The sequence below is a fragment of the Cupriavidus sp. CPT47-8839-RL05A genome, from assembly GCF_058792255.1.
Map to the genome: position 1 here is coordinate 173,755 of NZ_JBYTEG010000002.1, position 10,434 is coordinate 184,188.

At 66.0% G+C, this 10,434-nt stretch carries 10 protein-coding genes; 6 read left to right on the plus strand and 4 right to left on the minus strand.

The genetic code is table 11. The features are described 5' to 3' along the window. Window positions 1-20 precede the first annotated feature (20 nt). Complete coding sequence (locus AC3WVS_RS02885) at window positions 21-728, plus strand: heme-copper oxidase subunit III family protein (protein ID WP_492317301.1); 708 nt, start codon at window positions 21-23, stop codon at window positions 726-728. Between the two features lie 5 nt (window positions 729-733). Continuing rightward, on the plus strand, window positions 734-1,117 hold the full coding sequence (locus tag AC3WVS_RS02890; protein ID WP_010811077.1) for a cytochrome C oxidase subunit IV family protein: 384 nt from the start codon (window positions 734-736) through the stop codon (window positions 1,115-1,117). A 66-nt stretch (window positions 1,118-1,183) separates the two neighbouring features. Here AC3WVS_RS02890 and AC3WVS_RS02895 read toward each other — a convergent pair whose 3' ends face one another. Both AC3WVS_RS02895 and AC3WVS_RS02900 read right to left on the minus strand, forming a co-directional pair. After that, the gene (locus tag AC3WVS_RS02895; protein WP_492317302.1) at window positions 1,184-2,611 is read right to left on the minus strand and encodes an NAD-dependent succinate-semialdehyde dehydrogenase; all 1,428 of its coding nucleotides are present in this window, start codon (window positions 2,609-2,611) and stop codon (window positions 1,184-1,186) included. Between the two features lie 132 nt (window positions 2,612-2,743). Next, window positions 2,744-3,532, minus strand: coding sequence for an MHYT domain-containing protein (locus AC3WVS_RS02900; RefSeq protein ID WP_492317303.1), 789 nt, complete (start codon window positions 3,530-3,532; stop codon window positions 2,744-2,746). Window positions 3,533-3,760: 228 nt separating this feature from the next. Between AC3WVS_RS02900 and AC3WVS_RS02905 the strand changes: the two genes are divergently transcribed. From AC3WVS_RS02905 to AC3WVS_RS02920, 4 genes are all read left to right on the plus strand, one after another. After that, window positions 3,761-5,251, plus strand: coding sequence for an MATE family efflux transporter (locus AC3WVS_RS02905; RefSeq protein WP_492317304.1), 1,491 nt, complete (start codon window positions 3,761-3,763; stop codon window positions 5,249-5,251). A 450-nt stretch (window positions 5,252-5,701) separates the two neighbouring features. Next, entirely contained in the window at window positions 5,702-6,163 is a 462-nt protein-coding gene (locus tag AC3WVS_RS02910; protein ID WP_010811081.1) for a tripartite tricarboxylate transporter TctB family protein, read from the plus strand. A gap of 12 nt (window positions 6,164-6,175) precedes the next feature. After that, on the plus strand, window positions 6,176-7,678 hold the full coding sequence (locus tag AC3WVS_RS02915; RefSeq protein ID WP_010811082.1) for a tripartite tricarboxylate transporter permease: 1,503 nt from the start codon (window positions 6,176-6,178) through the stop codon (window positions 7,676-7,678). Window positions 7,679-7,902: 224 nt separating this feature from the next. Next, window positions 7,903-8,205 carry a helix-turn-helix transcriptional regulator gene (locus AC3WVS_RS02920; protein WP_035824204.1) on the plus strand — a complete coding sequence of 101 codons (303 nt, stop codon included), beginning with the start codon at window positions 7,903-7,905 and terminating at the stop codon, window positions 8,203-8,205. Window positions 8,206-8,302: 97 nt separating this feature from the next. On the opposite strand, the gene AC3WVS_RS02925 is transcribed toward AC3WVS_RS02920, so the two are convergent. Both AC3WVS_RS02925 and AC3WVS_RS02930 read right to left on the minus strand, forming a co-directional pair. Then, on the minus strand, window positions 8,303-9,082 hold the full coding sequence (locus AC3WVS_RS02925; protein WP_492317305.1) for a DUF4397 domain-containing protein: 780 nt from the start codon (window positions 9,080-9,082) through the stop codon (window positions 8,303-8,305). A gap of 331 nt (window positions 9,083-9,413) precedes the next feature. Continuing rightward, window positions 9,414-10,433: a diguanylate cyclase domain-containing protein gene (locus AC3WVS_RS02930; RefSeq protein ID WP_492317306.1), complete on the minus strand. Its 1,020-nt coding sequence runs from the start codon at window positions 10,431-10,433 to the stop codon at window positions 9,414-9,416. Window position 10,434: the final 1 nt, after the last annotated feature.

A 10,434-nucleotide genomic window follows, 5' to 3' on the forward strand; every position in this document is an offset into this window, starting at 1 on the left:
CGGCAGCAAGGAGGACCGGCATGTCAACGCAACTGTCTTCGCCATCGGGCCCACCCGGCGTGGCGCCCGCGCCCCCGGTGGGCGGCGTGCGCGGCCTGCTGGCCGACTGGTCGTCGGACCAGCAGGCCTTCAAGGTGTCGTGGGGCAAGGCCATGATGTGGATCTTCCTGCTGTCCGACACCTTCGTCTTCAGCTGCTTCCTGACCGGCTACATGACCGTGCGCATGTCGACCACGGTGCCGTGGCCCAATCCCAGCGAGGTGTTCGCGCTGCACGTGGGTGGCGCCGACATCCCGTTGCTGCTGATCGCCATCATGACCTTCGTGCTGATCACCAGCAGCGGCACCATGGCGATGGCGGTCAACTTTGCCTACCGGCGCGCGCGCCGCGAGTGCGCCATCCTGATGTTCGTCACCGCGCTGTTCGGCGTCATGTTCGTCGGCATGCAGGCCTTCGAATGGACCAAGCTGATCGTGGACGAGGGCGTGCGTCCGTGGACCAACCCGATGGGGGCGGCGCAGTTCGGCTCGACCTTCTTCATGATCACGGGCTTCCACGGGCTGCATGTGTCGTGCGGCGTGGTGTACCTGCTGATCGTGGCCACGCGCGTGCTGCGCGGGCGCTACGAGGCCACCGGCAACTACCAGATCGTGGAGATCGCGGGCCTGTACTGGCACTTCGTTGACCTGGTCTGGGTCTTTATCTTTGCGTTGTTCTATCTCTGGTGACTGCCATGGCATCGAATCCGGCAACTCCCGCAACCCCGGTGACGCCAGCGCATGGCTCCGGCAACGATGCCGGGCATGCCGCGCACTCCGGCCAGCAGCATCCCATCGGGCTGTACCTGAAGATCTGGCTGCTGCTGTTCGTGCTGTCGACGCTGTCGTACCTGGTCGACTATTTCCATGTCACCGGCTACCTGCGCTGGACGCTGATCCTGGTGTTCATGGGGCTGAAGGCGGGGCTGATCGTGGCAGTGTTCATGCACATGGCATGGGAGCGCATGGCGCTGATCTGCGCCATCCTGGTACCGCCGCTGTGCTTGCTGGTGCTGGTCTGGCTGATGGCGGAAGAAGCGAATCATACGTTCCTGACGCGCGGCATCTTCTTCCGCTGACGGGGAGGCGCCGCCGGCCCCGGGGAGGGAGCCGGCGGCAAGCCGCCTTGCACCGCGCCCGGGCGCTCAGGCCTGGGTGATGAACTTGGTCACCAGGTAGCCATCGAAGGTCTCCTGGCCGCCTTCGCTGCCGATGCCCGAATCCTTGATGCCCCCGAACGGGGTCTCGGCCAGCGCCATGCCGAAGTGGTTGATGTTGACCATGCCGGCTTCCAGGCCGTTGGACACTTCGGTCGCCGTCTTCAGCGAGTTGGTGAACACATACGAGGCCAGGCCAAAAGGCAGGCTGTTGGCGCGGCGCAGCACCTCGGCCGTGTCCTTGAAGCGCGTCACCGGCGCCACCGGGCCGAACGGCTCGTCGGTCATCAGGCGCGAGTCGTCGGGCAGGTCGGTGACCACGGTGGGCGCGAAGAAATAGCCCTTGTCCCCCAGGCGCGAGCCACCGGCCACCACCTTGCCGCCACGCTGGCTGGCATCGTCCAGGAACTGCTCCATCGACAGCACGCGGCGCTCATGCGCCAGCGGCCCCATCTGGGTGCCGTCTTCCAGGCCGTTGCCGACCTTGATCGAGCCGATCACCTCGGTAAAGCGCGCCAGGAAGCGGTCATAGGCCTTCTCCTGGACGTAGAAGCGCGTCGGCGATACGCATACCTGGCCGGCATTGCGCAGCTTGAAGCGCGCCAGCATCTCGGCGGCGGGGTCGATGTCGGCGTCGTCGAACACCAGCACCGGCGAATGGCCGCCCAGCTCCATGGTCACGCGCTTCATATGCGCGCCGGCCAGCGCCGCCAGCTGCTTGCCCACCGGCACCGAGCCGGTGAACGAAATCTTGCGCACGATCGGCGATTCGATCAGGTAGGTCGAGATCTCGCCGGGCACGCCCCAGACAATGTTGAGCACGCCCGGGGGCAGGCCCGCATCATGGAACAGCTGCGCCAGCGCCACCACCGCGCTGGGCGAGTCTTCCGGCCCCTTCAGGATCAGCGTGCAGCCCGCGCCCAGCGCCGACACGATCTTGCGGATGGCCTGGTTGAACGGGAAGTTCCACGGCGTGAAGGCGGCGCACACGCCGATCGGCTCGCGCACCACGATCTGGCGCACATTGGGCTGGCGCGGGGGGATCACGCGGCCATAGATGCGGCGGCATTCCTCGGCGTGCCAGTCGGCGTGCTCGGCGCAGACCATCACTTCGCCGACGGCTTCGGCCAGCGGCTTGCCCTGGTCCAGCGTGATATTGCGGCCGATCTCCCTGGCGCGCTCGCGGGTGAGCTCGCCCACGCGGCGCAGGATCTTGGCGCGCTCCAGCGGCGAGGTCTTCTTCCAGGTTTCAAAGGCGCGCTGCGCAGCGGCCAGCGCGCGGTCCAGGTCGGCGCGGCTGGCGTGCGGCAGCTTGCCCAGCACTTCCTGTGTGGCCGGGTTGATGACATCCTGCTCGCGCCGGTCGCCTCCCTTGATGAATTCTCCGTCGATATAGAGGGCGAGATCCTGGTACATGCGTGTTCTCCTGGTGGGCGGTGAAACCGCAAGCTTAACCCGGCGGCCGCGTTCATGCAGCGCGCCGGGTGTGTTTCCAGGAGGAAAGTGCGGGAATGTCCCCGCGGCCGGTTCAGCCGATATCAGCCGATATCAGGCGGTGTCGCGCGTGCGCGCCACCGGCACGACTTCAGCCCCGGTGCGGGTGGCTTCCACCACCAGGATCACGAGCAGCGTGATCAGCGTCAGGCCGAACACCGCATAGCCGATGCTGTCGCCCTCGATGGCGAACAGGCTGGGCGCGTAGGTCGGGCTGGTGCAGATCATGGTGCCCGCCGACATGCCGGTGTAGTGCATGCCGCAGACGGCAACGCCCATGACCACTGCAGCTGCCAGCTGCTTGCCGCGGGTCTTCACCGTGGTGGCCAGCCACAGCGCCACCACCGACACCACCACCGCGATCACCACCGACAGCCCGATGATGGCCAGGTCCCAGTCGAAGCGGGTGTTGGAGCGGATCGCGGCCATGCCGGTGTAGTGCATCGCCACCACGCCCAGCCCGGTCAGCACGCCGCCCTTGACCACGTTGTCGGTACGGCTGCCGCGCGGGCGCGAGGCGATCGCCAGCCCGGCGCCGGCCAGCACCATCACGACCACCAGCGAAGCCAGCGTCATGAACAGCCCGAACTCGCGGTGCGTCGGGGTCTGGTAGGCCACCATGCCGATGAAATGCATCGACCAGACCGCGCCGCCGCCCAGCGCCACGCTGGCGCACAACAGCCGGTCCACGTCCAGGCGGCCGTCGGGCATGCGCACGCGCCGCGACCAGCGCAGGCCCACGTAGGCGCCGCAGACAGAGATCAGGAACGACAGGCCCACCATCGGCCAGTCATAGGCAAACGGCACCAGGGCGCCGGAAACAGGCTGGAAACCGACAAACATGACCCCACCTCCTCGATTTGACTGCGACTGAAGGGCGCACGCGCATGCCGGGCATTGCTTCCGGCAGCCGGCCTGGGACGCGGTGGTCCCGTGCCGAGTATGCAGGGGGCCGCAACCGGAGGGGAATAACTCATACAGGTAAAAAGCATGGCGCCGTGCCGGCCGTGTGTCCTTGTAGCCGCCTCCGGGCAGGAATAGACTGGGCGGATTTCCCCATGCGCGACGCCCATGAAGCCTGACGCCAGACTGACCACCGGCCCGATCGGCCGCACCCTGCTGCTGTTCTCGCTGCCGGTGCTCGGCAGCAACATCCTGCAGTCGCTGAACGCCTCGATCAATTCGGTCTGGGTCGGCCGCTTCCTGGGCGAGGCCGCGCTGACGGCAACCTCCAACGCCAACATCATCCTGTTCTTCCTGCTGGGCGTGGTGTTCGGCATCAGCATGGCCAACACCATCATGATCGGACAGGCCGTGGGCGCGCGCGACCTGGACGAGGCACGCCGCGTGGTCGGCACCAGTACCACCTTCTTTGTCGCGCTGTCGGTGCTGGCCTCGGCGCTGGGCTATTTCTATACGCCGGCCATCCTGGCGGCGATGCACACGCCGGAAGACGCCGCGCCGCTGGCGGTGAGCTACCTGCGCATCATCTTCCTGGCGCTGCCGTTCATGTACTTCTACAACTTCGTGATGATGACGCTGCGCGGCGCGGGTGATTCGCGCACGCCGTTCTGGTTCATGCTGTTGTCGGTGGTGCTGGACGTGGCGCTCAACCCGGTGCTGATCTTCGGTATGGGCCCGGTCCCGCCGCTGGGCATCGCGGGCTCGGCGCTGGCCACGCTGATCGCGCAGCTGGCGAGCCTGGCGGCGATGATGGTGCTGCTGTACCGGCGCCGCCATTTCCTGCTGCTGCACCGTGGCCAGCTTGCGCTGCTGCGGCCCGATCCGGCAATCCTGCGGGCACTGGTGGTCAAGGGCTTGCCGATGGGCCTGCAGATGGTGGTGATCTCGTCGTCGGCGATCGTGATGATGGCGCTGGTCAATGCCTATGGCTCGCAGACCACCGCCGCCTACGGCGTGGCCTCGCAGCTGTGGACCTATGTGCAGATGCCCGCGCTGGCGGTAGGCGCGAGCGTGTCGTCGATGGTGGCGCAGAACGTCGGCGCCGGACTGTGGCAGCGGGTGTCGCGCATCACGCGCGTGGGGCTGCTGATCAATGTGGTGATGACCGGTGCGCTGGTCGCGCTGATCTATCTGTTCAACCGGCATTCGCTGGGGCTGTTCCTGGGCACTGACGGCGTGGCCATCGGTATCGCGCAGCATATCAACGTGGTGGTGCTGTGGTCGTTCATCCTGTTTGGCTTCACCATCGTCATCTTCGGCACGGTGCGCGCCACCGGCGCGGTGATGGCGCCGCTGGTGATCCTGTTCCTGTCGATGTGGGTGATCCGGCTGCCGTTCGCGTGGTTGCTGGGGCCGCGCATCGGCGCCGAAGCGATCTGGTGGAGCTTTCCGCTGGGCTCGGTGGTGTCGCTGGTGCTGGCGGCCGGCTACTACCGCTTCGGCAACTGGCGCCGCAGCCATATCCTGCCCACCATGCCGCACCCGGCGCAAGCCGTGGGGCAGGCGCCCGATACCAGCATGGGAACGCCCTGCGAAGACGCGGGCGAGGTCGTCGAGGAGGCCGCCTCGGCAACGCCCGAGCCCGCAGGCGTGCGCTGAGCTGCAGCGGCCCGTGATCGTGCCGCCGGCTTTGAAAGCCATTCGAAAGATCGGTGTGTCATCGTGTCATCGTGTCATCGCTGGCACTCCCTCCCAGCGCACGCGTCGCCTGCCTGGCCAGAGCAGGCGCACGTCCTTCCGGCCGCACCTTGCCTTGACGCAAGCGCGCGTGCCGTCTTGTTCGCCTGACATTCCCGTCGACTTTTCTTCCGGATCATTCACCAGAAAATACATCACGTTGTGATGTATTTTTTTGCGCGCTTCGGCTGGATTTGCCTTGTTTTCAAGGGGTATCGGTGAATACCCCTAAACCAAGACAAATGAAAGGCACCTGAAAGATCACGTCTCTAAGGTTCGGGTCACAGTCGGGGAGCATGCGCGCCGCATGCCTTGCCGCCCGAGCCAGTGCGTCCCCGGCACGGCATTTCGTGAACTTTGAGGAGAATCGTTTTGCGCATACGCAGCCAAAAGGACTTTGCCTCCGGCCTGATGTTCGTTCTGGTCGGTCTGGGCTTTTCCTGGGTCGCCCGCGGCTATTCCATGGGAACGGCCGCGAAGATGGGACCCGGATATTTCCCATTCCTGCTGGGACTGGTGCTGGCAGTGCTGGGGGCGGTGGTGCTGCTGTCCTCGCTGTCGCCCAAGGGCGAGGAAGACCATCTGGCGCGCTGGGACCTGAAGACGCTGCTGTGGATCCTCGGTTCGGTGGTGCTGTTCGGCCTGCTGCTCAAGCCGCTGGGCATGGTGCTGTCGGTGTTCGTGCTGGTGATGGTGTCGTCGATGGCCAGCCATGAATTCAGCTGGAAGGGCGCGCTGCTCAACGCGGTGGTGCTGGTGCTGATCAGCCTTGGCGCATTCGTCTACGGCATCAACCTGCAGATGCCGGTGTGGCCGGCCTTCATCACCGGTTAAGGAGCGCCGACCATGGAATTGTTTGATCACCTTGCGCTGGGCTTTTCCACGGCCCTGTCGCTGCAGAACCTGGCCTACGCCTTCCTGGGCTGCGTGCTGGGTACCCTGATCGGCGTGCTGCCGGGCCTGGGGCCGCTGGCCACCATCGCCATGCTGCTGCCGATCACCTACACGCTGCCGCCGGTGGCCGCGCTGATCATGCTGGCCGGCATCTACTACGGCGCCCAGTACGGCGGTTCGACCACCGCCATCCTGGTCAACCTGCCTGGCGAATCGTCATCGGTGGTGACCACCATCGACGGCTACCAGATGGCAAGGCGCGGACGGGCAGGGGTGGCGCTGGCCACCGCCGGCCTGGGCTCGTTCTTCGCCGGCTGCGTGGCCACCCTGATCCTGGCAGCCTTTGCCACGCCGCTGTCCGAGCTGGCGTTCAAGTTCGGCCCCGCCGAATACTTCTCGCTGATGGTGCTGGGCCTGATCGGCGCCGTGGTGCTGGCCTCGGGGTCGCTGCCCAAGGCGATCTCGATGATCGTGCTGGGCCTGTTGCTGGGCCTGATCGGCACCGACGTGAACTCGGGCGCGGCGCGCTTCTCGTTCGACGTGCCGGAACTGACCGACGGCATCGACTTCGTGGCGCTGGCCATGGGCATGTTCGGCTTTGCCGAGATCATCGCCAACCTGGAGCAGAAGGAAGCGCGCGAGACCTTCACCAACCGCGTGACCAACCTGTTCCCGACCAGGGAAGACTTCAGGCGCATGATCCCGGCCGTGCTGCGCGGCACCGCACTGGGCTCGGCGCTTGGCATCCTGCCCGGTGGCGGCGCGGCGCTGGCCTCGTTCGCGGCGTACTCGCTGGAGAAGAAGACCTCCAAGTATGCACATGAGTTCGGCAAGGGCGCGATCGAAGGCGTGGCCGGTCCGGAGTCGGCCAACAACGCCGCGGCGCAGACCTCGTTCATCCCGCTGCTGACGCTGGGCATTCCGCCCAACGCGGTGATGGCGCTGATGGTGGGGGCGATGACCATCCACAACATCCAGCCCGGCCCGCAGGTGATGACCAGCAACCCGGCGCTGTTCTGGGGCCTGATCGCCTCGATGTGGATCGGCAACCTGATGCTGATCATCCTGAACCTGCCGATGATCGGCATCTGGGTGAAGCTGCTGACCGTGCCGTACCGCTTCCTGTACCCGGCGATCCTGGTGTTCTGCGGCATTGGCGTGTACTCGGTCAACAACCAGACCTTCGACGTGTTCATGGCCGCCGGCTTCGGCATCATCGGCTACCTGTTCCTGAAGCTGCGCTGCGAACCCGCTCCGCTGCTGCTGGGCTTCGTGCTGGGACCGATGATGGAAGAAAACTTCCGCCGCACGCTGCTGCTCTCGCGCGGTGACTTCACCGTGTTCGTGACCCGGCCGCTGTCGGTCGGACTGCTGATCGCAGCCGCTGCCCTGGTTGCAGTGGTGGCGCTGCCGTCGATCAAGGCCAAGCGCGAAGAAGCGTTCCAGGAAGAATAGCGACACGCGCGCTCCCCGGAATGGCGCCGGCCGGGCTCATGCCGGACGGCGCCCGCTACGCAAGCAAACGGGGTGCCTGAGCGCACCCCGTTTGCTTTCGCGGGCCGATCGCGCGTTCGCGTCCGCCCGCATCAAGAACCCAGAGAGTGCCCGACTGCGGCAGCAGTCATGGGCTGCGCATGATGATCAGGATTGCCGCACCATCGGGTGCGCCGACAGCGCCCATGAAACCGCCTATTTTTGACCGGTTTTTCTCACGCATCTATGTGCTCAAGCTCGTCCAGTCGAGCCCGTCCACGGTCCTGAGCCTGGTCGACCGGCTGCGCGAGCGCGGCATCGACAAGAATATCCGCTCGTTGCGGCCGATCCTGCGCAGCCTGATGATGGCGCGGGCCATTACTGCCGAACTGGTTGAAGGCAGTGGCCGCGTCTATTGCATCACCGAACAGGGGCGGGCGGAACTGGAGGCTTATATGTCGCACCTGGCGGTGCTGAAGGCGGAGCTGGAGCCGGGGGCAGAACAGTAAGGGCGGTCAGCCGCCACCCGTCAGACAAAAAAGGCCGGTCCTGCGGACCGGCCTCCTGCATGCTGCCCGCCTGCCGCAGGCAGCTGCAAGCACGCTGTTACTGCGTTACGAGTTCAAGACCAGCTTGCGACTCATCATCGCCGCGTGCGACCAGCACCTTGATCTTGTTCGGCACGGTCGCGCCGATGCCGTCGACCGGGATCGTGGTGATCAGCCAGTCGGCGTTGTTGGCCAGCGTCAGCGCGCCGGAATCGAAGATCACGGTCTTGGTCCCCGCGGTGGTGATGCGCAGGCGGTAGGTGGTGTTGCCATCCACGTCGATCGAGTCGGCGCCCGAGGCTGGCACAGCCTGCTTGTAGCCCACGTTGGCGAAGGTCGGGCCCACCGAATTCAGGTCGATGGCCGGCAAGGTCAGGTAGATGTCAACGTTCTGCGCATTGAACGAGGCGTTCAGGCTGCGCACGCGCGCCTTGTGCGACAGCAGGCCCTTTTCGAACGGGTCGTCGATGGTCAGCGTTTCCGCGGCGGTCGCGCCGGGCAGTGCCACTACCGTGTACTTGTGGCCAGTGGCGGCGACGATGGTGGCGCGGCCGATTTCCGTCTGCGTGCCGGTGCGGTTGAACGAGATCAGCTGGTTGCCGGTCTCCACGTTGAAGTAGGTCGAGACGAACTTGTAAGGCTTGTTCACGAAGCTGGTCAGGGTGCCGTTCTGCAGCACGTCGACGTTCGGGCCGCCGGTGATGGCGTGGATCACGCGGATGCTCGGCTTGCTTAGCCCGACGCGGTCGTCGATGCCGTCATCACCGCCGCCGCAGGCGGTCAGGACTGCGGTTGCTGCTAACGCGAGGCCGATGAACAGGGTCTTGGATCGGAACATGGGTCACCTCTTGCTGTTGGAGTCAGAGACGATCTGGCCCATGCCCGCGCGGGGGCGCGCCGGTCGCGTGGCCAGTTGGCTGTCTTTCGTTGCAGGCGCAGTGATTGCACCTGTCGTGATGCAACGATAGGTATCAACGCAACGGCGAGACAGGCGCGGGGCTCCGAATCGCATGTCGGACAATTCCGACAAGCGGTGACGCGTGCGTGCGTGGCGGGGCCGGCCAGGCCCGCAGGCGCGGGGCCTGGCGGACGTGGGCGGGGCTGGTGCCCCGGTTGGCCGGTGGCCGCCAGTGTGTAACTGGTTGTTGCAGTTGTGCTGCTGCAGTGACTCAGCCTTGCGCCATCATCACCTGGTTGCGGCCATTGCGCTTGGCCTGGTAGAGGCCTGCATCGGCGGCTTCCACTACCTGGTTCGGCGCCTGGTCAGGCTGGGGCACCAGCACGGCGCCGCCGATACTGACGGTGACGCAGTCGGCGGTGGGGGAGCCGCTGTGGGCAATGGCCAGCCCCTGCACCGCGCGCCGCACCTTTTCGGCCAGCAGCCGCACGCCGCCCGGCGAGGTCGCCGGCAGCACCATGGCGAATTCCTCGCCGCCAAAGCGCGCGGGCAGGTCGGTGGGGCGCACGCAATTGTCGCGGATCACCGCGGCCACGCGGCGCAGCACCTCGTCACCGGCGACGTGGCCGTAGGTGTCGTTGTAGGCCTTGAACGCGTCGACGTCGATCATCAGCAGCGCCACCTGGGTTTGCTCGCGCAGCGCGCGGCGCCATTCCGCGCCGAGGTATTCATCGAAATAGCGCCGGTTGGACAAGCCGGTCAGGCCGTCTGAATTGGTCAGCCGCTGCAGCTCCAGGTTGGTTTCCAGCAGCTGTTGCTGGCTTTGCCGCAGCGCGCGATAGGCTTCGTCGCGCTGCAGCTGGTTCAGGTAGGAGCGCGAGTGGTAGCGGATGCGCGCAATCAGCTCGATGCTGTCGGGCAGCTTGACCAGGTAGTCGTTGGCGCCTGCGGCAAACGCCGCGCCTTTGGTCGCGGCTTCTTCCTTGGTCGACAGCACGATGATGGGGATGTCGCGCGTGGCGGGGTTCTCGCGATAGCGCTGCACCAGCGTCAGGCCGTCCACGCCCGGCATCACCAGGTCCTGCAGGATCGCGGTGGGCTTGGTGCGTTGCGCCACCGCCACGGCCTCGTCAGGCTGCGCGCAGTAGTGGAAGTCGATGTCGGGCTCGGTGGAGAGCGCGCGGCGCACCGCTTCGCCGACCATGGCCTGGTCGTCCACCAGCAGCACCATGGCAAGGTAGTCCTTGTCGGCCGCAGGCGCTGCGGGTCGGTTGGGTAATTCGGGTTGCATG